This is a genomic window from Anabaena sp. PCC 7108 (genome assembly GCF_000332135.1).
GTDB lineage: Bacteria > Cyanobacteriota > Cyanobacteriia > Cyanobacteriales > Nostocaceae > Anabaena.
The window spans coordinates 1,598,884-1,624,133 of record NZ_KB235896.1; the positions used below are offsets into that span (position 1 = coordinate 1,598,884).

At 39.3% G+C, this 25,250-nt stretch carries 20 protein-coding genes, 1 tRNA gene and 2 pseudogenes; 6 read left to right on the forward strand and 17 right to left on the reverse strand.

Annotated elements, in window-relative coordinates:
- Nucleotides 1-870: 870 nt before the first annotated feature.
- Nucleotides 871-2,175 carry a hypothetical protein gene (locus ANA7108_RS0108010; RefSeq protein WP_016950260.1) on the forward strand — a complete coding sequence of 435 codons (1,305 nt, stop codon included), beginning with the start codon at nt 871-873 and terminating at the stop codon, nt 2,173-2,175.
- A 359-nt stretch (nt 2,176-2,534) separates the two neighbouring features.
- Here ANA7108_RS0108010 and minE read toward each other — a convergent pair whose 3' ends face one another.
- The 8 genes and pseudogenes from minE to tcmP form a co-directional block, all read right to left on the reverse strand.
- Nucleotides 2,535-2,828: a cell division topological specificity factor MinE gene (gene minE, locus ANA7108_RS0108015; protein WP_026104051.1), complete on the reverse strand. Its 294-nt coding sequence runs from the start codon at nt 2,826-2,828 to the stop codon at nt 2,535-2,537.
- Nucleotides 2,829-2,863: 35 nt separating this feature from the next.
- Complete coding sequence (gene minD, locus ANA7108_RS0108020; RefSeq protein WP_016950262.1) at nt 2,864-3,670, reverse strand: septum site-determining protein MinD; 807 nt, start codon at nt 3,668-3,670, stop codon at nt 2,864-2,866.
- A gap of 104 nt (nt 3,671-3,774) precedes the next feature.
- A complete protein-coding gene (gene minC, locus ANA7108_RS0108025) occupies nt 3,775-4,815 on the reverse strand; it encodes a septum site-determining protein MinC (RefSeq protein ID WP_016950263.1) in 1,041 nt (346 codons plus the stop codon).
- 203 nt (nt 4,816-5,018) lie between these two features.
- On the reverse strand, nt 5,019-6,350 hold the full coding sequence (locus ANA7108_RS0108030; RefSeq protein WP_016950264.1) for a four-carbon acid sugar kinase family protein: 1,332 nt from the start codon (nt 6,348-6,350) through the stop codon (nt 5,019-5,021).
- A 35-nt stretch (nt 6,351-6,385) separates the two neighbouring features.
- Nucleotides 6,386-6,571: pseudogene (locus ANA7108_RS31370) on the reverse strand (hypothetical protein); the annotation flags it as partial.
- A 24-nt stretch (nt 6,572-6,595) separates the two neighbouring features.
- Entirely contained in the window at nt 6,596-7,090 is a 495-nt protein-coding gene (locus tag ANA7108_RS0108040; RefSeq protein ID WP_016950266.1) for a DUF29 domain-containing protein, read from the reverse strand.
- A 106-nt stretch (nt 7,091-7,196) separates the two neighbouring features.
- The gene (locus ANA7108_RS0108045; RefSeq protein ID WP_016950267.1) at nt 7,197-8,216 is read right to left on the reverse strand and encodes a radical SAM protein; all 1,020 of its coding nucleotides are present in this window, start codon (nt 8,214-8,216) and stop codon (nt 7,197-7,199) included.
- A 45-nt stretch (nt 8,217-8,261) separates the two neighbouring features.
- Nucleotides 8,262-9,584: a three-Cys-motif partner protein TcmP gene (gene tcmP, locus ANA7108_RS0108050; protein WP_016950268.1), complete on the reverse strand. Its 1,323-nt coding sequence runs from the start codon at nt 9,582-9,584 to the stop codon at nt 8,262-8,264.
- Between the two features lie 280 nt (nt 9,585-9,864).
- Here tcmP and ANA7108_RS0108055 point away from each other — a divergent pair, with 280 nt between their 5' ends.
- Complete coding sequence (locus tag ANA7108_RS0108055) at nt 9,865-10,053, forward strand: addiction module protein (RefSeq protein ID WP_016950269.1); 189 nt, start codon at nt 9,865-9,867, stop codon at nt 10,051-10,053.
- Nucleotides 10,054-10,085: 32 nt separating this feature from the next.
- The gene (locus tag ANA7108_RS0108060) at nt 10,086-10,673 is read left to right on the forward strand and encodes a DUF29 family protein (RefSeq protein ID WP_016950270.1); all 588 of its coding nucleotides are present in this window, start codon (nt 10,086-10,088) and stop codon (nt 10,671-10,673) included.
- Between the two features lie 257 nt (nt 10,674-10,930).
- On the opposite strand, the gene ANA7108_RS0108065 is transcribed toward ANA7108_RS0108060, so the two are convergent.
- A complete protein-coding gene (locus ANA7108_RS0108065; RefSeq protein ID WP_016950271.1) occupies nt 10,931-11,758 on the reverse strand; it encodes an alpha/beta fold hydrolase in 828 nt (275 codons plus the stop codon).
- A gap of 726 nt (nt 11,759-12,484) precedes the next feature.
- Between ANA7108_RS0108065 and metG the strand changes: the two genes are divergently transcribed.
- The 3 genes from metG (at nt 12,485) to lptC (ending at nt 16,206) form a co-directional block, all read left to right on the forward strand.
- Nucleotides 12,485-14,074 (forward strand): methionine--tRNA ligase, encoded by a 1,590-nt coding sequence (gene metG, locus ANA7108_RS0108070; protein ID WP_016950272.1) that lies wholly within the window; start codon nt 12,485-12,487, stop codon nt 14,072-14,074.
- A 158-nt stretch (nt 14,075-14,232) separates the two neighbouring features.
- A complete protein-coding gene (locus tag ANA7108_RS0108075; protein ID WP_016950273.1) occupies nt 14,233-14,862 on the forward strand; it encodes an NYN domain-containing protein in 630 nt (209 codons plus the stop codon).
- 24 nt (nt 14,863-14,886) lie between these two features.
- Nucleotides 14,887-16,206, forward strand: coding sequence for an LPS export ABC transporter periplasmic protein LptC (gene lptC, locus ANA7108_RS0108080; RefSeq protein WP_016950274.1), 1,320 nt, complete (start codon nt 14,887-14,889; stop codon nt 16,204-16,206).
- A gap of 171 nt (nt 16,207-16,377) precedes the next feature.
- Here the strand turns inward: lptC and ANA7108_RS0108090 are convergent, their stop codons facing one another.
- From ANA7108_RS0108090 to ANA7108_RS0108125, 8 genes and pseudogenes are all read right to left on the reverse strand, one after another.
- Nucleotides 16,378-17,703, reverse strand: a complete 1,326-nt coding sequence (locus ANA7108_RS0108090; protein ID WP_016950276.1) for a D-alanyl-D-alanine carboxypeptidase — start codon at nt 17,701-17,703, stop codon at nt 16,378-16,380.
- Nucleotides 17,704-18,020: 317 nt separating this feature from the next.
- Nucleotides 18,021-19,091, reverse strand: a complete 1,071-nt coding sequence (locus tag ANA7108_RS0108095; protein WP_026104053.1) for an LOG family protein — start codon at nt 19,089-19,091, stop codon at nt 18,021-18,023.
- A gap of 187 nt (nt 19,092-19,278) precedes the next feature.
- Nucleotides 19,279-20,175: a bile acid:sodium symporter family protein gene (locus tag ANA7108_RS0108100; protein ID WP_016950278.1), complete on the reverse strand. Its 897-nt coding sequence runs from the start codon at nt 20,173-20,175 to the stop codon at nt 19,279-19,281.
- Nucleotides 20,176-20,496: 321 nt separating this feature from the next.
- Nucleotides 20,497-20,832 (reverse strand): annotated as a pseudogene (trxA, locus tag ANA7108_RS0108105) (thioredoxin); the annotation flags it as partial.
- A gap of 406 nt (nt 20,833-21,238) precedes the next feature.
- Nucleotides 21,239-22,402, reverse strand: coding sequence for a GuaB3 family IMP dehydrogenase-related protein (locus tag ANA7108_RS0108110; protein ID WP_016950280.1), 1,164 nt, complete (start codon nt 22,400-22,402; stop codon nt 21,239-21,241).
- 127 nt (nt 22,403-22,529) lie between these two features.
- Nucleotides 22,530-23,099, reverse strand: coding sequence for a YdcF family protein (locus ANA7108_RS0108115; RefSeq protein WP_016950281.1), 570 nt, complete (start codon nt 23,097-23,099; stop codon nt 22,530-22,532).
- Between the two features lie 512 nt (nt 23,100-23,611).
- Nucleotides 23,612-23,685, reverse strand: a tRNA-Arg gene (locus ANA7108_RS0108120).
- Between the two features lie 33 nt (nt 23,686-23,718).
- On the reverse strand, nt 23,719-24,816 hold the full coding sequence (locus tag ANA7108_RS0108125; RefSeq protein ID WP_016950282.1) for a tocopherol cyclase family protein: 1,098 nt from the start codon (nt 24,814-24,816) through the stop codon (nt 23,719-23,721).
- Between the last annotated feature and the right edge of the window lie 434 nt (nt 24,817-25,250).

The following is a 25,250-nucleotide window of genomic DNA, read 5'->3' on the forward strand; positions in this document are numbered from 1 at the left end:
GATGGATATTCATTTAGACATCTACATCATGCAGCTTATTTAACAAGTTAACAAATTCATATTGTTTGCATTTGCGTGATGCCTGCGGTGAGTGTATTCATCCGAGGGATAAATCTACACGTAGCTGATCCCATAAAAGCCATCGCCATATTTGCGACTTATGATTTTGGTTGGATGAACGTGATGTTTTTGCATCTGCTATTCAAGATTGTCAATTCAGAGGGAACAGGAAGCAACTCTTAACAGAAAAAACTCATGTTTAAAAACATGAGATTGAAATAATGACACTGTTTTTTGAGATGCGTAGCACGAAAAAAACATCCTTTTTTTTGACTGAGCTTTAAACTCTTAAACTTTAGTTTTTTATTTGTTCCCTGTTACCTGTTAAGAGTTCCCTTCTTTTGTAACAGTCCATCTTTAGATTTATCCGGGTCAGCGCTGTTATGGCAGCTTAATAAATTAGCAAACATAAGTTTGATTAGCTTTAGATAAAGCGGGTTTTAACAGTGTAGTTAAATTTAGTCGCCAGCTTTAGTAAACCAAAGACTCAGCTGATATTCTTTTTAGATTCATCTATACTTGGCTTCGGCTGATTATAGAAACTGTTCACATATATGATTACGTAGTAATTACTGAAGTTATCAATATCTCAGTAGTCAGCTACGGCATTGTACAGAAAAATTACAGAGTTTAAAGATTGTAAAGGTGTGAACGGTGATACTGAAACTTTTGTAAAGTGATGCAAAATTTGAAGAGATTATCTCGTTAGAGCCTGTAGTTTGTTGTTATACATATATTCATAGCTTTTTTCTGGCTGTATAGACATTGCTCCTCACATAGCAACCGCCCCACCCCCTAGAGAGTCCACTCATGCTTAAACCCTTTTTGCTGTCAGGATGGTTCCGCGTACAACCGTTTCTTAAGTACGTTGTTGTTGTGATACTAATTGCACCCTTTATAGGGGTATCTGTTCACTCTACCTCAGCGAAACAATCACAGGTAGCAAAAATTAATTCAGGACTTAAAAAATCAGATTTAATAACCCAGGAGCAGGTTGTTGCAAGGGAACCTAATTTACAAGCAGGTCGAGCCGACTTCTTGGGTGCAAAATTAGAACCTATGCTAGTAAACAAGCCTATCAGTGAGGAAAGGCAGCTATTACTAGCCGGTCAACTAGATTCTGGGGCTGGGAAAGAAAATCATCAGTCAACTAGTGATGTGGCTACTAGGGAGATATTAGAAGTAGTTAAAAAGACTAATTTAGCAAAAGTTCCTGTTAGTCAAGTTGATTTAATCCAAAAATTAAAAGATGCTAAGGTTCAAGCTTTACAGGGTGAAGGAGATTCTTTAGTACGCGAAACTCTGGGGACTGAGCCATTAACAACAAATAATATTACTTCTAGCATTAGAGAATCAAAGCCCTTCTTAATGAAAGAAATACCTGTAAATAGTCCGCCTAATGATTCTGATGCAATACCAGATGATCCCATGGGCAGTCCACATCCGATCCCCTGGAAATGGATTATGATGACTCAGGAAACTATTGGTGGAAAGGGGGGTTCTGGAGTGCGATACTATCGCAGTATTCCTGTGGTTTCTCCAGATGGCAGGTATGCTGTTTATAGCCGGGTGCAACTAGAAGTCAACCCAGAAATGTACAACAGCCGAGTCACTAGCTTGTTGTTTATAGAAGATAAGCAAACCAAGAGTTTACGAGTAATGGCTGCAACTTCTCAGCCTAGAGATCCGCTCTTAAAATCAAGGGGCGGAGCAGAAAAAATGGATAATGAAGGGAAAATAGGAGTATTAGTTCCGGTTAGCTGGTCAGAAAAAGGCGATCGCTTTTTAGCCCGGAAATTTGTAGGCATATTTAACACAGCTGATGTTACAGATCATGCATTAATTTGGGATCGGCAACAAAATCATACTCAAACTGTTGCGCCACCTCAAGGGGAAAATGAGCATGAAAAAATAGCAATATTGTTAGGTTGGAGTAAGAAACAACCTGATCATGCTTTATTCCGTTCGGGTGAATTAGGTGAAGAAAATTGGCCTTTGGTGCAAGTGTCTAGTGATGGTAAAAGTGTAAATGTTTCCACGGATGATGATCAACCCGTGACTTTTGGTGAAAGAGGTGGTCAAGTTTGGGCTGAACCACAAGTTGCGTCACGATAATTCGTAAATAATTAATAATATTAATTCCCGTTGTTGCTAAAGGTGATAATGGGAAATTTTTATTTTTAGGTTCAGTATCAGCGTTACCCAATAAAAACCCAATAAAATTTTTAAAATTTTTGGTCATGTGGGCTTTTCCATTGCTACGCAAAACTGACGCAAGCAAACCTACAGACTTTTTAGCCCTAGCAATTATAAATCATATCATGTCCGCCTAATCACTTATCAAAAAAAATTCTCCCCGTCTCCACGTCTCCGTGTCTTGAGCGTCAGTCTAAAGGATAATCTAAAGGATAAGTATATCTCTGACGAGACGCTACGCGAACAACTGGACATAATATGATTTAGGATGGCTACTTTTATGTATCGCTACCTGTTAATTCATCTGTACTTTCTTTCACCCGACGGATAGGTAAATTAGCAATCAAAGCCGTTGTACGTTGGTTGCTTTCTAAGGAAAATTCTAAACCATCTGTCTCAATTTCTACATAGCGACAGACGATAGCGAGGATTTCTTGGCGCATTTTCTCCAAGGTTTGGGGATCTAAGTCAGCGCGGTCGTGGGCTATAACTAATTGCAGACGGCGTTTAACTTGAGTGCGACTGGTATCAGGTGTACGAACAAACAGTTTTTCTAAAAGTTCAAGAATCATTGCGGCTTGGTTTAAGGCGGAGACTGGAAAATGAGTTAAACAATCTTTGTCCACAACAGTTTCCGCAAGCGGGAAAATATGTTGTCATTGGAGGAGTCAAGCTCAAGAAATTCAACAGTTTCCCCTTCTAATCTACGAGCAATGTTCTCAAAAGCTATGGCAGCTACAGAGGGAGTTTCTGATAATACTAAAGGTTCGCCACGGTTGGTAGAAACAATAACACGCTCATCATCAGGGATTACCCCGATTAGGGGAATAGCGAGAAGTTCCTGAACATCCTGCACAGACATCATATCATTTGCCCGGACCATTGCCGGTCGGATGCGGTTAATTATTAAATGAATCTTTTTCACTCCTTGTGCTTCTAGTAACCCCACTACTCGGTCTGCGTCCCGAACTGCGGAAATTTCTGGAGTGGTGACAATCAGAGCTTCTTTAGCTGGTGTAATGGCATTTTTAAAGCCCATTTCAATTCCTGCGGGGCTGTCGATAATTACATACTGGTATTTTTGGGACAGAGCATTTACCAGCAGTTTCATTTGTTCAGGTGTCACCGCATCTTTGGTACGATTTTGAGCAGCTGGCAAAAGTACAAGATTTGGTTGTCGCTTATCTTTCACCAAAGCTTGTTCTAGACGACACTCTCTCGCTAAGACTTCTACTGCTGTATAGACGATGCGGTTTTCTAGACCTAACAGCAAATCTAAATTTCTTAGACCAAAATCTGCATCAACCAAGGCAACTTGGCGACCTATTTTGGCCAAAGCCATACCCAGATTTGCGGAAACTGTGGTTTTACCCACTCCTCCTTTACCGGAGGTAATTACAATAATGCGAGTCATAATAGCAAGGGAACGATTAGGCTGTGTGGAAATAAGTAGGGGAGCGTAAATATTGATCTTGGTGAGCAGGCTGAAGGCAGGAAGCAGCGGGCAAGATTGAGTAGCTATTGATTAATCTTACTGAACTGACTGCGAGAAAAATCAATGGCTTTAGCAATGCGAATTCCTTCGGGTGTAATATGTGCCACTTCAGGAAAAAACTGGGTGAGTGATTTTTCTGGCGCTCTAGCTAAAGCATCGGCGATTCGCAATTGGGTTGGTTCCATTTGTAAAGCCATAATTAGACTTTGACGATTCCCCAGCGCTCCAGCGTGAGCAATTCCCCGTAGACGACCCCAGACTAGAATATCTCCATCTGCGACTACGATACCACCGGGATTGATATCTCCGAAGATAATTACCGTGCCGGGATGACGGATTTCTCCACCAGATCGTACAGTCATTTCTAGATAGAGAGCATCTGCTAGAGGTGTAGGAGTAGGTTGGGGATCAAAATTTAGGGATGTTTGGGGCTGAGTTTGTTCTACAGAATAACCTAATGTACAAGCTGCGATCGCTGTTTGCCTCCGACTAGTGGCCACTGATTTTAGCTGAAGTTGGACTTCTCTTAACGTTTCGGCCAGTTCTTGTAGTTGTCTACTATCTAATAAACGATCTTTTGCCACTAGATGTACTGGCGTATTAACTACCCGCAAGCGATCGCCAGCATTTAGCCGCTGCTTCATTTGTTCCCACATTTGCGACCAACTAAGTTCCGAAGCAGGTACTTGAGATTCAGTTGGCAAAATTAATAAAAGTCTTCCCTCCTCAGTTTTTAACTGGACTTGGATAAAATTATTTGCTTTCTGTTCTGGTAATGCTAACTCAATGCTGTTCAAATCCGTTAAGAGAGAATCAGATTCTACATCTGGTTGAGCAGTATTAGATTCTACATCAACAGCATGAGAATTTGTTTGTAAATGAAGGAGAACCGAATTTAACTCTGCATTGGGGATAATAGTATTATCTGCCTCTATTTCGGCAGTTTCAGCAATATTTACTTCTACATTAGCTGGCTTGGATATGGATTCTGCATCAGAAAATGAAGAACTTGACTCTGTTGTCAATTCCAAATCTTTTGGGAAATTAGTAGAATCAGAATTCATTGGTGATTGGGTACTCGATTTTGGATTTTGGATTTTGGTGAGTCAGCGCGGTCTTGGGGGTTTCCCCCATGAGCGACTGCGTTCGCCCTTGGCGTGCCGGAGGCATACCCGAAGGGATTTTGGATTGTATTTAATTAACTCCCATCTAAACTCTAAAATCTATCTCCGCGTCAGAGCATCTCTCCACCTTCCCATCTTCCTAATTACCCCATTCTTTTTGCAGTCAGTCTTTGATAACTTGTAGCCAAAGCATCAGCATTACCGACATTACCGGGAAATAACACCACTGGCAAGTTAGGAAACTGGAGATGATCAGATGGTGTGATTACCATTGAACAACCGGCTAAAATTTGACCAAGTAACCGGGCTGAAGTTAAAGCCAGTCCTGTACTCAAAACATCGTTGGAAGTAATACCACCCTTACTGATTAAAAATCCGATATCAGCTGGTAAACCTTTAACAATATCCATGAGTAAAGCCGAAACTGTAGCCCCAAAATCTAACCTGGTTTTGACATCTTTAAAAGATAATTCCTGACGGCTAGTGTAAACTACTGGTGTTTTACCAGCGTTATGTACTGCTTGGACATTTTCGAGAATCTCGGTTAGCAGTTTAGCAGATTCGTTGACTCCATCATCAAGTAAGCGTCCTACATTCACTTCTATTCCGACTGTCCCCTCTACCTGTAACAGCGATTCTAACTGTTGCGTTGTCTTTTTGACATGAGAACCCACTATCACTGCACCGGGTTTGCCACCACGCACGTATTCTGCCATATTTTCGGCGGCGATAGGTTGGGGGGGTAGGGCAGCTAAAGCTGTTAAAATGCTGGCAGCAGAACGGAATAAAAAGCGTTTTCCTTGACTTGCGGCTGTTAATACATCGAATGCAAAGGTGTTGAGGTCGGCTTGATTTTCTCCATCTACTACACCACACTGATTATCATGGAGTTGTAGCAAGCGTTCTAAACTACCAGCACGGATATCTGCAAGTAAAAATCTGGTGACAGTATCTTCTTTGATGCGTCCTTTGGTTTTTTCTTCTACGTACTTGGGAAGATAGCTGTAATTGTAACTAAATACGGAATCACGAGCAAATTCGGTTTCATGTACGGGAGTGGGAACACCATCAATAATTAAATAATGAATGCTGTCGCGGGTAATTCTTCCACCTTCAAAAAACGCAGGTACGAGAAAATGAGCATCAAAGGAACCGAGTTCTTCAGCAATGACATCGGTTTCTATGGGATAATGGCCGCGCAAAGTGGAGTCAGAACGACTAACTACGAGAAAATCGGCAATTTTTTCTGCTGCTAATGCGAGTTTGAGATTTTGACAAACTTCTCTGGTGACTGCTGCGGCTGATTCTGGGGTTAGGGAACGAGTATTGGTTAAAATAAAGAAAATCGGTGAATCGTCTTTTAAGCCCAAACGTAAGGTTTCCACATCCCACCGCATCAGCAATAAGCAACTGTGGACGGTTTGGGAACCGGTGGGATCATCATCAAGGACAATTATTTTGGGTTTGTTATTCATAAATATGTCAATGGTGGCAAATATCAAAAATATTCACTAACTTGTAAAGTTTGCAGATTGGCTAAATTATTTACTACTAAATCTTGGTTATTAGCAAACAGTTTTTTATTATCGCGCAAAATCTGTTCACTTTTTAAGGCGTGAAGCAAATCTTCTTTAATTACTTGCAGTGGGGATATTACTTTTTGTGTGTCGCTAATGTTACTTTGATCATTACCGGAGTAAAGGTGATTTAAGTAGGTATTTTATTCGGGTTTATTGTGATGATTGTAGTTGTATTCGGGAAGCCAGTTTTCATCTAAAATTTGTTCTAAAGAACCAATGGGTATAAGAAGAAATATGTCAATGGCAAGTTGAGAACGATCTGATGCTTCTTTTCTTGCATCTTGATAACATTCATCAAATATTTCTAAAATGTAAGGTTTTAAACTAGGACTATCTTTGAGTTCATCTTTTATCTGTGTACGAAATGTTCTAATTTCCCCTTTCCAATGTCCTTGATTACGTTCTCTTTCACTATCCCAATATTTGAGTTTTAGTAGATATTCAAGTAGGTTAGTTAATAAATTTTGAATTGTTCGTTTTTGACTTCTAGCTAAAGTTTCTAATTCTTCTAATAAATTCTCTAAATCAACAGCAGAAAATTGTCCTGTGCGAAGTTGGTTGATGGTTGTTCTCAGCCACAGGTAATAGTCTTGGTCGTATAAGGTTTGAGTTGTTGGTTCTGTTGATGTAACCATATACTGGCGAGGATTTTGCTATTTCTTTTATTTTAGCTTAATTTAGTTATGGGAAATAATGCAAGAATTTGGGATAAGTGATTTACAAGAAAGTTTATTAATTCCATTATGATGTATGAGCCATTTGAGATGTTTTACGAACTGATTTAATAGATGTTACTTTTGTTTTTGACATCTTCGTATTATCCCATTTTTCTACTGTAGGTCTATACAACCAATTATCTAATTTAGCATCATCAACATAACCTCTCAATTCAGGATCAGGCCAAATATGAAGACGATCCAAACAACCTACTTCTCTTGCTGCTTCTTCAATATCATTCCACTGTCGTTTGAAATATTCTGCCCATGCATTTCTAGTCATAATAGAAGTAGTAAATTCTAATCCCGCAGCTATCATTCGCTTGCCATTAGTTCCACGAGCATTAATAGGCTCCCAAAAGATGACTTCTGGGTTAAATTTCATTATTTCATACAAATGTTTTTTGAAATCATCTAAAGTCATGCTGGGAGGAGTAGGAGCGACTGCAACATACAATCTACACCCAGCTTCATAACCCTTGATTAAAGCTTTATAACGTTCAGAAGGCAAAGGTGCATTAGGTTCAATCTGGCGACTTAATTCATCATTTAAGTATGGTAAACTCATACCAACAATGATGTTAGGATGTTTGAGAATATCAAGGTCATTTACCCATAGAGGACTGCGAGTAAGAATTCTAACTCTTTTGTTATTTTGCAATAGAGCTTTAACAGCACCACGGGTAACATTAGCAGTTTGCTTGTTTTGATAAGGATCTGTACCAGAACAAAGAAGAACTACACCTTTACCTTCTGGTGTTTCGTGCCAAGTTGTCTTACGGCTTAGATTTTTTTCTAATTGCTCAGGTATTTCTTCACGAACAAAAAGGTATTGTCCCCAATCCATTTGAGGATCATTTACTCCCTGTTCTCTTAATTGCGCTTGTTTTGTACGAATTGCTGGAGTTGAAGGTACATAACAGAAGGTACAACCATGTAAACACCCTGATGCGATGTTAACTACATAATCACATAACCCTTTTTTATTAAGGGCGCTTTTTTGTAGAGGGTTTGCAATTTTTTCAGTGCCTTTGATGATGGACATAGTGTACTTCCAGCTATATATCGCAGAGTATAATAACCTGAGTTTTTACAAATCAGTTTTAAAAAACTTAGGTTGATTCAAAAAAGAAAGTTGATATTTTCTAGGTACTTTTATTATATCCGATTTTTTGTATTCTGATTGACTTCTACTTAGTAATTTACCATCCCTCCAAATTTCTATTTCTTTTTCATTAAAGTATTTACTTAAGTATTTATTGTATATTTTCTTGTTAGCTGGGTTTAAAGCCATAGTTCTTACTCTAATTTCTTGATAAGAAATACCATCAGGATTATTAAATATTAATTTCCCAACATCTTGATCTAGTTTATCAATACAAATTTCATAGGTATCTTTTGTAATATTTAATTCGAGTGAAAGTTGATTTTGATTATAAAAATCGGATGTTCTAAAGCCATATCCATATATTTCATAATGATATTGATAATCTAAATTATTCTCCAATTCAAAACAATCCTTTATTACTTCCAATGCTGTTAAATTCTGAGAAAGATGCAGCAAATAGTATAATACAATATTATCTCCTCTAGGAATAAGTGCAAAAGTAAATACATATTGTGACTGACCTTTTTCTATAAAAAGTTTCACAGTCTGGTCTCTTAAATAACACTGTTCTCCAATACTATTATCTTCTAGATTAGCAATTTCATAATAGTTATCTGCTTCAAGAATTTCTTGAAAACCTCTTTTCTGGCTTGTATATCTTTCACTCAAGAATCTTGTTATAAATCCAATCATGTAGGTATAAAGAATTTCCGAACCTTTAAGCTTGTTAATTTTTCTAATAGTTTTCATGGAAACATCTGTCCACCCAAACGGATCAAGTAAAAAGAAAGAATGTCCTTTACGAGATTCTACTGCAACAATGCAGGAATTTACTAAATTTTCAAATTCCCCATGTATGAATTCACATTGTTCTATTCTGTCACCGTACTCATGACTAAATTGATGTGGTCGTTCATCCACTAATTCTCCTAAACCTGCTTTTGGCATTGAATATGTTTTTAGGCAACTTAAATGATTTTTTTTATTATCTATAAAAATGAACTTGATATTTAAGGGTTCTGGGTAAATTCGTTTTGATTTTTTATGTGCTTCTCTTACAGCCTTGATGAGCCTGACAGGAGAACCTTCCCACTCGTTATTATTGTCTTTATCATTGTACATTCCACCACCACAAAAACCATCTATAAAAGTAAATGTAGTAACTCCACGCTTACCTTTTTTATAAAGTGTAATCACTAAGTTTTCAATGTATTGTTCAATAATAAGATGCTTGGCTTTAGTATGAGGATCTATTGGAGGAAGATAACTTCCATCAGCACTCCAGGTGGCTTGTGTTCCGCTCATGTTAAATAACTCCTAAAATTAAGATTTTTAGCTTTCTTACTAGTAACTTTATAACAAGTAAATTATTATACCATACAACTGATACACAAAAATTGATATTGTGCTACATAAAACTTTTATATAGAAGCGATATATAAGGATAAATAAATAAATAAATTCAATGTCAACCAATACGTTAATGGTAAAATTGTATTTTGATCTGTGCGATCGCTTATGCTAGAAAATCGCTTATCCTAGAAAATATATGAATTGCCTTATCTTCCTATTTAGGTCAGTCAACATGGATATCAGTGTAACTGTAAATGAAATAAAAGCCCTGAGTATTCCAGATAGAATCCGTATTGTACAAGAAATTTTGGAAAGTATAGCAGTAGAACAGGCTTATCTCGATTTAACAACAGCGCAAAAACGAGAACTTGATCGACGCATTACTGATTACGAAACAAATCCAGAGAATGTGATGACATAGGAGGAAATTAAAGCTTCAATTAGAGGAAAAGAATGAATTACGCTTTAGTCTTTCGTCGAGAAGTTGGTGAAGAACTAGATGAAGCGTATAATTGGTATCAAAATCTTTATTTTCCAATTTATGATAAACTATTAATTAACCCTTGTTATAACAATGAGGTATTCATGAAAAATATATTAACCAGCTTATCTTCTTCTCTCTACAACCAAGACTTTCATCTTTGGATAGAATCAACAATTGAAATATTACAACAAAAAAGATTTGCAGAATTAGATATAGAAAATCTAATTTCTGAAATAGGAAGTATGGGAAATAATGATAAGAAATCAATTAAAAGTAACTTGAGAATTTTGTTGATGCACCTTTTGAAATGGCAATATCAACCAGAAAAACGGACAAATAGCTGGCGTACAACCATTAAAGAACATCGTAACCGTTTAGAAGATGATTTCGCAGCTAGTCCGAGTTTAAAGAATTATTTTTTAGAAGTGTTTAATGAATGTTATCAAAAAGCGAGAGATTTAGCAGCATCAGAAACAGGTTTATCTATCTCTGTTTTTCCACTAGAATGTCCTTTTGATCCTAATTTAGTTCTCAAGTCTGATTTTTTTCCAGAATAATTTTAAAAGCCAAATACATAACTAATTGTACAGTATCTATCGGGCGGTGGTGTAGTTTGTAGAAGAGATAGCGCAATCGCTGTTCCTTGGATGCCCGTACCCCTACGGGGAAGCAAGCTACGCGTAGCGTCTCCTCAAGGAGAAGGGCTTTTGTTAGTTTGCTTATCCTAGAAAAGAAGACAAAAATCAATTATTTCTTAGTTTTTCGTCCAGAAGTTCGTGAAGAACTTAATAAAGTTATTTAAGCTTAACTGTCTTTAATTAGGAATAATCTTTTGTAATTTCATACTTATCTGTACATCAGGTTCCAAAAATTCATTAGCTTGAAGAATGTCATATAGATTTACATCTTCTTCTAACAAACAAGCATGACCGCTATCAGGTAATAATACTGTCTTAGTATTAGGTAAAATATCATCCAATCGTTCTACCTCACTGACAGAAGGTAAAAGACGATCACTTCCTCCAGCAATTAATAACACTTGTTGCGTTAGCCGTTGCAATTTTTCCTGATCAACATTAAACTCTCGCAATAACCATAACCGCCAGTTAATGGTTTCTGGTGGGACTGAACGCATAGCTTTTAGCAGTTCATGGCGATCGCTACTAGACATCCGTGCTAAAGATGCTAAAAACGGTAACAACCCTAATGCGCCAACATCATAAAACCATGATGGCACTAAGTCAGTTAGTTGAGATAATGAGTTTAGCCAAGGACGTAGTTGAAAAGCCGAAGCGGGATTAATTAAAATAATGCGCTTAAATAACTGTGGTGACTGGGTTGCTACTTTCATCGCCAAACAACCCCCAAATGACTCACCACAGAGGTAAACTGGTCGGTGGCAGCTTTTTTCTAATTCTGAGTGAATTAAGTCTAAAACGTTGTTTGTTAGCACATCCCAGGTAGTGAGGTCTTTTCTGGGGATCGCCAAGCATCGGACATCGAAGCCAAGTTCTAATCCAGCAGTTTGAGATCGCAACAATTGACCAGTTCCATCCATACCTGGTAAATAAACAAACAGCGGATACTCTGGTTGTAGTCGTTTCGGTGTCAGAAAACAAGGTTTAAGTTCAACGTGTACCATTTTACAAATAAGTGTGTCTTTATTTATTCACCTTGTTTAACTTTACCGTTTTACTCGCGCTGATGGTGAAAGACATAAACAAACCGAGAACATCACCAATCATCAACCTTTCCAGACAAAAATTAGCCAACTCTGAAATCCTGATTACAGAATTTAGTGCAGACTTCACGATTAGATATAAGTATGTGAAAGCGACAAAACCACCCTTCACACTTTCACTCAAGGTTGGTAATTGATGATTGGAAATAGGTATTTGGAAACGCTGTACTCTGTTTCCTTATTAATAACAAACTTGATGCTGCCATCTGGCAATTTTGCGGTGAAATGGTTCCGTAAGTTTGTTGAGGATAAATAAATCCCCATGAAGTTAATATTGAGGCAATTTTTACATTTATTTACTCTAACCTCAAGCAGCTTCAGAGAGAAATGTCTAAATTACAGATTCAACTATATTTTCTGAGTTGAGGTTAGTAAAGTTTCTATAAAGACAATTTATGACAATCATTAGCACAAACAGCTAACACCATGATTGTTAGCAAAAACCATCCCTAATGAGGCAATAAATTAGCTGGATTTATAGATATGACAAAACAATTCGTGAGTCGAGGAACTTTGCTAATATTAAATTGTAGTTTGAAAAAACCAGTTGCCATGTTATATAATTACGTGGTTTTACAGGCTTAACGAACAGAGAAAACAGTTTAATAATTTGTTTTTTTATTTTGCATGAATCTAGTGAATAAAACTGAAAAGACCTTTGTACTGACAACACCTCTATACTATGTAAATGATGTTCCTCATATTGGCAGTGCTTACACAACAATGGCTGCGGATGTCGTGGCAAGGTTTCAGCGCTTATTGGGACATCAAGTACTGTTAATTACGGGTACAGATGAACATGGACAAAAAATTCAGCGTTCAGCAGCTAGTTCTGGAAAAGCACCACAAGAATTTTGTGATGAAATAGTACCCAGTTTCCTGAACTTGTGGCAGGTTCTCAACATCCAATATGATCGCTTTAGTCGCACTACCGCTGCTAACCATCACGCAATTGTCAAAGAATTCTTCCAACGAGTTTGGGAAAATGGCGATATTTACCAAGGACAACAAAAAGGTTGGTACTGCGTATCCTGCGAAGAATTTAAAGAAGAACGGGAACTGCTAGAGGGCAAACGCTGCCCCATACATACTACCAAAGAAGTAGAGTGGCGGGACGAGCAGAACTACTTTTTTAAACTATCCAAATACCAAACCCAATTGGAAGAATTCTACCAGTCCAAACCAGATTTTATTCAACCAACAAGTAGACGGAATGAAGTTCTCAACTTTGTCAGTCAAGGTTTACAAGACTTTTCGATTTCGCGGGTAAATCTCGATTGGGGTTTTCCAGTACCAGTTGACTCCAAGCATACCCTTTATGTCTGGTTTGATGCGTTATTAGGTTATGTTACAGCATTGTTAGAAGCCGATACAGAACCAACTTTGGCCAATGCTTTAGAAAAATGGTGGCCAATCAATCTGCACTTAATTGGTAAAGATATATTGCGCTTTCATGCAGTTTACTGGCCAGCAATGCTGATATCAGCAGGTTTACCCTTACCAGAGCGAGTTTTTGGGCATGGATTTTTGACTAAAGATGGTCAAAAAATGGGGAAAACTCTAGGTAATACCCTAGATCCTGTAGCTTTAGTTCAACGTTATGGTAGCGACGCAGTTCGTTATTACTTCCTTAAGGAAATCGAATTTGGTAAGGATGGCGATTTTAATGAAGTTAGATTCATTAATGTTCTAAATGCAGATTTGGCAAATGATTTAGGTAATTTGTTAAATCGCACTTTAAACATGGTGAAGAAATATTGCGCTGGTAAAGTGCCGTCAATTGCTCCGTCAGCTATCCCGGCTGAAAAGTCTTTAAAAGCAATTGGCTTAGGTCTAGGAGAGAAGGTGAAACAAGCCTACGAGACACTAGCTTTCAATGAAGCCTGTCATGCTGTTCTGTCGCTGGTACAAGCCAGCAATAAGTTTATTGATGATCAAGCTCCTTGGACATTATATAAACAGGGAAAGCAGGAAGAAGTGGAAGCAGTGCTGTACACGGTTCTTGAATCAGTCAGACTAGCAGCTTATCTCCTTTCCCCGATTATTCCCAATATCAGCAGTGATATTTATCAGCAACTAGGCTGGGGAATAAACTTTAACGATCAAAAAGAAAGTTTAATGATTGCCCCTTTTACTACCCATGCAACATGGGGCGTATTATCTGAGCAACAACAGTTGGGTACACCTCAACCAGTTTTTAAGCGAATAGAAGCTTGAAAAAATGATTATTACTTTTCATTTTTGATTTAACCAAAAATTTGATCGGGGCTTGGTTAATTAGCCCCGGAAAAATATCATAAGCCACTCTAACAAGTATGTAAAAGTTAGTGATTTCTATCAAAAATAACAAGGATAAGAACTGAGGTATGAGAACAATGTTGAATAATTTGGAAAACGACTCTATATTCACGCCAGAACAGGTTTTAGAAAATCGTGGTCGTGTGGCTATATTTATTGATGGCTCCAATCTATTTTATGCGGCGCTGCAACTAGGGATCGAAATAGATTACACTAAGCTGCTGTGTCGTTTAACTGGGGGATCAAGGCTGTTGCGTGCCTTCTTTTATACGGGAGTAGACCGGACAAATGAGAAACAGCAGGGATTCTTGCTGTGGATGCGTCGCAACGGCTACCGAGTCATTGCTAAAGATTTGGTACAGCTGCCAGATGGCTCAAAAAAGGCTAACTTAGATGTAGAAATAGCTGTGGATATGATGGCGCTGGTCGATTCCTATGATACCGCAGTTTTAGTGAGCGGTGACGGCGATTTGGCTTACGCAGTAAATTCCGTCAGCTATCGTGGTGTAAGGGTTGAAGTGGTGAGTTTGCGGTCGATGACTAGTGATAGTTTAATTAATGTGAGCGATCGCTATATTGATTTAGAAGCCATCAAAGAAGATATTCAAAAAACACCGCGTCAAAGTTATCCATATCGACCTTTAGCTGGAATGGGTTTTTTGGATGACCATCGAGATAGTGAAGGACATTTAGAAATTCCAGAATAATGCAATATCAAGAAGGCAGGAAGAATGAGGGGAAAAATTCCGCAAAAAGCTGGGAAGCAGAGATTAAGAATCAAGGAGGACAATAAATATGGAGATATTAACTCCGGCTCTCCTTACTCTTTTTCACCCTGGCTTTTTTGTTCAAAACTTCTAGGTGGAAGTAAAACCAACTCCTCCTGCTTTTATTCATGGGATCATTGGCAATGTCCAGTTAATTGGTATTATCTACCTTTAACCTTATTTTTGGTCATTGGCTTATTTTCTTGTGGCAATCAATCACCTACTAAATCAAATACTGGGGATTCATCTCCACAAAAAGTAGATAGTAAGTTGACTTTCTTTGATGTTGCTTTAGAACAATTTGATGAAACAGGCAGACCAATTTGGAAAGTCAGAGCCAAACAAGCAAAATATACCAAAGAACAAGAAATAGGTGAAGCCGAAAATCCTGATGGTGAACTATATCAAGATGGTAAAGTAGTTTATAAAATTAAAGCTGATAAAGCGGACATCCAGCAAGATGGTAAACAACTCTTGCTCAAAGGCAAGATTATTGCTACAGATCCTGTAAATGGGATTGTTTTACAAGGAAATGAATTAGAATGGCGACCAAAAGAAGATTTATTAATTGTTCGTAATCAGCTAAATGGTACTCATAAACAATTGAAAGCTGTAGCACAGGAAGCAAAAGTTAAAACCCGTGAACAGCGTGTAGAATTTTCAGGAAAAGTGGTAGCTAATTCCACTGAACCACAATTGCAAATGCGAACTGAGCATTTAATTTGGCAAATCAAAACCGAAAAATTAATTAGCGATCGCACCATCGAAATTGACCGCTACAAAAATAATCAAATCACCGACCGTGGTCAAGGCAATGCCGCAGAAGTTAACTTAAAAACTAAAATTGCTACTATTCAACCCAAAGCCCAGATTCAGTTACTAGACCCACTTATGCAAATAACTAGTAACTCTATTACCTGGAATATAAGTCAAGAACTTGTCACCACAAATTCGCCCCTGCGCGTTTTTCACCAGACTGAAAATGTGACTGTGACTGGTAATCAAGGGAAAATGAAAATCCCACAAAAAATAATTAATTTAATCGGTAATGTCAATGCAGTAGGACAACGTCAGCAATCTTTAAAATCGAATACACTAACTTGGGATGTAGACAAAAAACTCCTAGAAGCCCAGGGGAATGTCGTTTATCGCCAAGTTGATCCAAAATTAACTTTCACAGGTGAAACAGCCGTCGGCAACCTGCAAACAGAAAATATTACCGTTAAAGGTGGAACTTCTAAAGGCAGAGTGCTAACGGAGATTATTCCCCAGGATGGAGGTTAGGAAGGGACGCGGGGACGCGGGGATGGGGAGACACAGGGACGCGGGGACGCGGGGATGGGGAGACACAGGGACGCGGGGACGCGGGGATGGAGAGACACGGAGACGCGGGGAAAATTAAGAATTACCTGTTCCCTGTTCCCTGTTACCTGTTCCCTATTTACGAATTACGAATTACGAATTTTTCAACAAGATTTCATTTCGGTTCCCTGCACCTAATTTTGGTAACGAATTCTCAGCTGAGTGAGGAGTCAGGGCATTAGGTATACCCGTAGATACTTGCAATTGTTTGACGAGATGTTGTAAAAGTTTATCTTGTTCAGTACGGAAACCGGATACATTACCACCACGATTAATAATCGCAAACCAGACTAAACCGCGATCGCGTGTAGGTAAAACTCCTGCTAAAGCACTCACATCATTAAGAGTTCCAGTTTTTATTACAGTCGCAATTGGTAAGTGTCGGCTGTGTAGTGTCCCTCGATGATCAAAACCAGACATGGGGAACAAGTCAGTCAAACTTAGCTGATGGGCTGATGCTTCCCTTTGTAGCGCCATGAACATAGCACAAACGGCTCTAGGGGAAATACGATTTTCGCGTCCTAGTCCAGAACCATTAATTAACTGAATTTCCGACTGTGGTACTTGAGCAAGATTAGCCGCCGTCGCTTTAACTACAGCTGCTCCACCCAAAGACTCAGCTAACATTTCTGCCATATCGTTATTACTGTAAACATTCATCTCCTTAATCAGTTGCTTTAAGGGTAAAGAGCGATGACGTACCAGTAAAGTTTGTTGGGGTTTGGGCTGTGCTTCTACTTTAACAGTACCAGCAATGACAACTTGGGGCTTGGGTGTTCCCTTAGGCATGATTGAGTATTGGTAAACCACAGAACGATTCCAAGTCTTGTGATTCAGGGCTTGCTTGAGCAATTGACCCGCCAAAAGGGGCTGACGTTGAAAATTCATGGCGAAATTGCCAATAATTACCAAATTGCCCTTTACTTGTTTAATACCGATTTTGTTGAGAGTATTACCCAGAGCGATCGCTTCTTCACCAACAAACATCGGATCATTACCGCCTGTAATCACCAAATCCCCCTGTACTACGCCATTAACTACCGGACCTGTGGCGCTGACCAAAGTATCAAATTGATGGTCTGGTCCCCAAGTTTTGAAACTAGCTAGTGAAGTAGCAATCTTAGTTAAAGAAGCTGCCGGTAAAGGTATAGTACCTTGGTGATTAGCCATCAGCATAGGACCTGACTGCAACCAAATTCCCTGATGTGACATGAGATCCTGGGCTATCAGTTTCGAGGTAATCAACTCTTTGAGATATTCCTGCACTGTCATAGCGCCTGCTGGATTGGGATCAGGAGCTATAACAAAGCCAGGGCTACTTTGCCAAGCCAATGCATCTAAAGCATCTAAAGGATTAAGCTTCACTCCAGCCATATCCAGCCAAAGGGAAACCAAACCTGAACCTAGTAATTCCAGCATATTTAATTCCTCTATCTTGTTTCAAATTTTTTATATTGTTTACTTTGCTGGGCGATCGCGCCTTTAAATTGGAGTTTTTTGCACTGGGAGTGCTTTTCAAGTAGAAAAGTAGTCAATAATGGACAGCTTAATATACAAGCTGTATTTATGCTAATCAGCAATAAATAAAGCTTATGCTGCGCGGTCTTTTAGAATCCAAAATCTAAAATCTAAAATCCCAAATCGTATCAACAAACTAGTGATAGTTTTCACCAGATGCATTTGTTTACCCTCTTTACCCTAATTAACTTCAGCCCGTTTTTTTAATTGAGTAGAGCTTACTTCCTTTCTGGGTGTGCTGCTTCCTCCTCCGAAGGAGTACCCATTTGATTAATGGCTGCAATCATCTGATACAACCGCCCCAAATCTCGCTGATTGAAGTATAAAATTAGGCGAGGTAGTTCAGATGTTTCATCTTGTCCTTCTTGAGGTAATATCTGACTTTTTTCAATTTTGCCTTTCACAAGAATGTCATTAAAATCAGTATTTAGTCGTTCTATCTCAGTTAGTGATAAATCTTGTCTGAGACGGATTACTAACTGATCACCAACATAGCGACTAGAGTGATAAACCTGGTAAAACTTAGTAATAGCATTACAAGCAACTTCCAGATTATCTGTAATGGTATATAAACTAGGATCATCGGGACTGACAAGCCCTGTTTTTACCAATTGCTGATCAATATATTTACTCCAAGAACGCCAGTAATCGCCACCAGGAGTATCTATTAAAACCAGAGGAACCGGACCAAATTTTCCCGTCTGGCTCAAGGTCATACATTCAAAAGCTTCATCTTGAGTACCAAACCCACCGGGAAATAAAGCCACAGCGTCACTTTCTTTAAGAAGAAACAGCTTGCGGGTAAAGAAATATTTGAAGTGAATCAGTTTTGGATCACCCTCAATAAAAGGGTTAGCCTGTTGCTCAAAAGGTAACTGAATATTTAAACCAAAAGAATTTTCTCGTCCAGCACCTTCTTGACCCGCTTGCATAATACCACCACCACCACCTGTCATGACCATGAATCCCAATTGAGAAACAGCGCGAGCAAATTGAAGTGCAATCTGGTACTCAGGAGTTTCTGGTGCTAAACGGGCGGAACCAAAAATAGTAATTTTGCGAACATGACGATAGCCATAAAAAAGCTGGAAACCGCCTTCCATGTCTGCTAGAGCCGCAGATAATATTTTCCAGTCAAGACGTTCAATTTCACTATCAGCCAGACGCATGATGGTAGCAAGTGCCTGCTGGATAAATTGCCGATGTTTTAAGGTCGGTAAACGATCTATTAATTCAGCCATATCGGCTTGGAGAGACTCTAAATAGTCAAACGACGCAGATGAGGTCATGAGCATAGCCATAATAATGGCATTATATTTTATCTAAATTTTGTGTGTAATTTGTCAGAAAAATACTAAAACCCGAATTTATCACCAGAGAAAAAATAATTCACGAAGAAGAATCTTTCTGTGACTCTGCGCCTCTACACAAGGCTAATTCATATTTTTACTCAGCAACAGCTAATTTTTTCCCATACTAAACTTGACTCTCTCGAGGATGCTGAATAGGACTGGTTGCAATCAACTTTCTACCGTAGCGAATAGCAATCCACCCTGTCACATACATAAACAAACCGTAAATTGCAGCGGGTATAGCCATATCAGGATTTTTGAGGATTCCGGCAGTAATTGCAAACGCTAGGGCGCTATTTTGAATGCCAACTTCAATGGTAATGCAGATTTGTTGAGGAGGATTAAGCTTGAACAGCTTGCTAGTATAAAATGCTGTCAAAGTTGAGATAGTGTTTAATAGCATCACACCGACTCCAACTTGGAGAATAAAGCCAGGAATACGGTTCCACTCACGAACGATGAGCATGAGAATAATCACCGCAAGTAAACCAACTGCTAGGCGGTTAGTCACTTTTTCCAGACGACGAGCAGGTTCTGGAAATATTTGTCGGATTACCATTCCCAAACCTATAGGCAGAATCGTGATCAGAAAAATTTGTACTATTGTTGCACCAATGGGTAGAGCCAGCGCGGCTGTTTCTCCAATGAAGTGTTGGTATGCTAGATTTCCGAACACCGGAATGGTAAATACTGTAATTAAACTACTAAAAGCTGTGAGAGTAACAGAGAGTGCAACATCACCTTTGGCGAGGAAGGTAAATATATTCGAGGATACCCCACCTGGACACAGTGCCACTATCATTAACCCCATAGCCATTGCAGGTTGCATAGGGACAATGTTAGCAATAACAAAACCAATTATAGGTAAAAAAACTAACTGACTAATCAAGCCAATTGAGACAGCTTTGGGATAGTTCTTTACACGTTGAAAATCTTTTGGTAAAAGAGATAAACCCATTCCTAACATAATGATGGCCAAGGCTATCGGTAAAACTACCGAACTCAAAAAGCTGACTTCCATAATTAATTTTGTATGAATTTCACAAAAATATAATATCAGACTCTTGAAAATGCCCAAATATCAAATATACAGGTTAAGGGAATCTGCAAGTACATATTCAGGCACATATTCAGGCACATATTCAGGCACATATTCAAGCACATAAAATATGGATGTATCTCGATCAGGAGACACATCCTAAGTAGCTTTCCAGCATCCCTAATTATTTGAAAAAAAGTTGTCTAGAGACGCAAAATTAGTGTCTCTAAAACTAGCTGATAAATATTTACCTAACACTAGAGAAAATGTTCAACTCAATAGTATTTCGTCAACAATTGAGTTTCAAAGATACTTCTCTAAAGTGCTAACTAATGTAGTTTTTGGCACAGCACCAACAACCATATCCACTTTTTGTCCTTCTTTAAAAATCATTAATGTAGGAATACTGCGGATACCATATGTACTAGCGACTTGAGGATTCTCATCAGTATTAACTTTGACTACCTTGAGTTGACCTTCATACTGTGATGCAATTTCCTCGACAACAGGAGCTACCATGCGGCAAGGTCCGCACCAGGGAGCCCAAAAGTCAACCAACACAGGAACATCACTGTCGAGTACGTCCTGCTTAAAACTAGAATCTGTAACTTGTGAGGCTGCTGACATTCCTAAAAACCTTTGGCTGTTATATTTATGAGTTTCGTGAAAATTCTACCATAGCAAAAACATCAGCTTGGGAGTGAAGGATGTATATTTGCAAAGAAGCTATGGAATTTATGCCTAAACATAAGGAACCGCCCGAACAGTAGTCCGGGCGGAGTGTGGTGTGAGGAGTGAACGGAAACATGCGTCTCCGCTATTTCTATTGTAGGCGACATATGGGATTTTTCCAGTGATTGTTGAGGGCGCTGGAAAAATTTTTTGGGGGCAGGGGGCAGGGGGCAGGGGGCAGTGGGCAGGAGGCAGGGGGCAGGGGGCAGGGGGCAGTAGGTAATTATTTCTCCGTGTCACCGCGTCACCGTGTCACCGCGTCACCGCGTCACCGCGTCACCGCGTCTCCCCATCTCCCCATTCCCCAGTAGCTTTACTTACCCATGCCTAATTGTTGGGCTTTTTGATAGACTTTGCCTTCGGTTAATAGGGAAGGAGCAATCACAACTTCAACTTGCTGCATTTCTTGAAGATTTTTGGCTCCTAATGTACCCATACTAGTTTTTAAGGCTCCGACAAGGTTATGAGTACCATCATCTAGTCCAGCGGGACCGGTGAGTATTTGCTCTAGAGTACCGGTAGTACCCACACGAATACGAGTACCACGAGGCAGAACTGGGCTGGGGGTGGCCATGCCCCAATGATAACCCCTTCCTGGGGCTTCAGCGGCTCTAGCAAAGGGAGAACCAATCATCACACCATCAGCACCGCAGGCTATACACTTACAAATGTCACCGCCTGTAATTAAACCACCATCAGCAATTACAGGGATATATTGACCAGTTTCCTGATAATAATCATCTCTGGCGGCAGCACAATCTGCGATCGCTGTTGCTTGCGGTACACCTACACCCAAGACCCCACGAGATGTACAAGCAGCACCGGGTCCAATTCCCACTAATACAGCCGCCGCACCAGCTTTCATCAAATCCAAGGTGACTTCATAGGTGACACAGTTGCCCAGTGCCACAGGAATGGGCATAGAACGGCAAAATTCAGCTAAATCCAGGGGGATGCTCGACTCTGGTGATAAGTGGGCTGTAGAAACTACTGTGGCTTGGATAAAAAATATATCCGCCCCAGCTTTTGCGACTACTTCACCAAATTTACTAGCACCGGCTGGAGTAGCACTCACTGCCGCAATACCACCTTGTTTTTTAATTTCCTGAATACGTTTTTCAATTAGTTCCGGCTTTATTGGTTCGGCATAGAGTTCTTGCATTAAGGCAACAAATTCCTCTTTACCCACGGAGGCAATCCGATCTAAAATCGGTTCAGGATCTGCATAGCGAGTTTGGATACCCTCTAAATTGATCACGCCTAAAGCGCCTAACTGGGACAAACGGACTGCCATATTGACATCGACAACACCATCCATTGCACTGGCAATAATAGGGATTTCTCGCTCAATATTGCCAATACGCCAGCTAGTATCTGCCAAACTCGGATCAAGTGTTCTGTTACCAGGGACTAGAGCAATTTCATCAATTCCATATGCTCTACGAGCTATTTTTCCCCGCCCAAGTTGAATTTCCACGCTTTCACTTTTCTCAAATCTGTTTAAGCTAGGGTATCAAATTGTGGGGATATTGGCAGGGATTTTTTCTAGGAGATAGGGCATGGGGTAACAAAAAATTTGTGTTTACTGAATTTAGAATTCAGGATTATCGTCTATTTTTAGCCTGAGGAGCGCCTGTATAGCCAGTCGCTACCCACAAAATAGCCCTAGCTCCATCACGGATGGATTTTTCAATAGGTTCTGGTGATTTTTCTGAAGGAACTGATACGGCTTGAAAATAAATACCCCGACTACCTAAAATAATTTCACCAATCACGCAAGCACGACGCATATGAAAGTCGGAAGTAATTAAATAAACTCTTTTAATTCCATGAGATTTCAAATCATCTACTAATGTGGTAAAATTAGTAACTGTATCTACAGCTTCATAGTCCAAGTGTAAACGTCGGGGATCAACTCCTGCTCTGGTAAATACTTGTTTAGTATATGTAGGTGGACTACCTCCAGTAATCCATATTGGTATATTGGGATGCTTACGAGCAAAATCTGCTGTAAATTTTTCCCTTTCTAAACGTCTAGTGGAACCACCCAAAACTAACATTGCTTGCGGTTGTACAAATTGGGTTTGTACTTCTTTATATCCCCACCATAGTAATAAAGGTAGGATAAAAGATATAAGTCGGAAAGATTTACCTGTAAACAGTAGCTTATTCAAGGCTCTATAAAGTAAGTCTGTGAAGACCAGGATTTTCTCTAAAAATTATAAAGTTATGCAGAGTAACAAGTTTAAGCAAATTATACCCAAATCAAGATTTGAGAAATTTTGATGTTGAGATGTATTAAACTACCCTATAAGCATACTATTGCTATCTTAGATGAATTATACTAACCCATACCCAAGATTCTATTATAGGGGTTGAAACCCATTTTATCGGATTATTTTAAGCTCAAAAAGGCAAACAGTATCAATTTGGTGAACTCATTAATATATTCATTTCACCTTCATACACAGATGTGAATTGTTACTAGGAGGGTTGTTAAAATTTTAGCCATTTTTAGCCATCTCATAACTGAAATGTTCATTCACTGTAAATTCTATCCGGATAAAATTTAGCTGAATATTAGCTGAATAATTTAATTTTCTCAACCCAATCAACAATTAAATCAGTTTTTGATCACAAAACAGTACTCAATTCTGCCAACAATATCTGATTTTGAAGTCAAAAACGGGACTGGTGCGACTTGAACGCACGACCTGACGCTTAGGAGGCGTCCGCTCTATCCAACTGAGCTACAACCCCAACTACGAAGCATTTACAATTATAGCAGTAGTTTTAGGAAGACTGCCAAATATTTTCCCAAGTCGCGCCACCTACTTCTAAACCACAAAGATGACTTTGTGCTTTGAGGATAATTTTAGATTTGCTTCCATTCAGTTCTCGCAATTCTAAATCTAGTTTCCCTTGCATTGTGTCTCGACAACAGTATGCTAACCCATTGGTTGTGGGTGCGCGTAGGGGTGTACCTGGTAAATCGGTAGTTCCTGTCAATTCAACCTCATAGTGAGAGTTTTTGGCTTGCATTTGCCATTTTCCCCAAGGATGAATTTCCCAGCTTACTTGTGAATTCCAGGGAACGAATTCATAAAATTTCCCTTGATAGTGTATACCAATCATGGCTACAGATTCCATCCACCACAATACACCACGTCTTCCGCCACCGGCAGTTAATGCTAAGTCTGGTTCCTCGTCAAAAGAATTACAATTAAGCCAAAACCATTTTTGAGGAAAAGCACCACCCCAATTTTTTTCTCCGTAAGCCGGGGCGTTGGTGAATTCATAGATTTTACCATTCCAGTCTATGAAACCGGTGGCTAAACCGTGAGCCATTAGAATTTGCCATCCCGGTTCAAATATCTGCGAAAATGATAACCAACCGGCGGTTGATTGCTGAATATTATTTTGATTGCCCCACGCATATACGGGTTTAATTTCATACTGCCAACGACAATAATTACCTGTTCCAGGATCTGTAATTATGCCTTGGTTTAAGGTAGCGGTGGCTTGATAGCCTTGTTGAATATGATGCTCAAATTCAGTCGGGATAAGGTAAAGGGGGGAAATTTGTAAATCCGTTTTTCCCCAATGACCTAAAGCTAAGACATCAGGACTCGCCCAAAATTTGTTGACATCAGGAAAAGTGCGACAGAGATATTCATCATTTATGCCCAGGATTTGGGCAGCACCGCCGCTGTAAGGCTGATTACCGATGGGATCTTCGATGGAGTACATAAAGGCAATAGTTTGCCTAATTTCGGGCAAGGTAACGCGATAATACCAGCCTTCAAAAAAGCGGCGACTACTTCCGTCCCAATGGTAGCCGCTGTGGGGTGTTTGGGTGAAGTCTGAGAAGTTTTTGGGAATGCTAATCATAAGTGTGAAGAGTAAAAAGATTTACCAATACTTAAGAAGTCTTTCAGAAATTATTGCGATACATTAATGAATTTCAACTTTAGTAAATATCGGCTACAGATAAAAAAACTCATGTTAGATTAAGAGCAAGGTACGAAAAGGTTAAAAGTGAAATACAAGCTTTTGAGTTAGAGCCTGTACCTCCCGCTCTAATGTCCTCGCAATTACTGTTAGGTTGTGGCTTCCTGTAAATGTGTTTTTGCCTTGATTTCATCTAGTTTTGATGGGAGGTTTTTAAACTCATAGCCAGAAGTGCCTGCCTAGTTAGAATAAAGGATACGCAATCCTGAGTAGTATATTGCGAATCGGGTTCACCTTAGTTGACGGATTATCTCATTTTATTAAATCATTGCTTGATAATGAAGCCGCTGTGAATTGCTGACGTGTATCTGTCG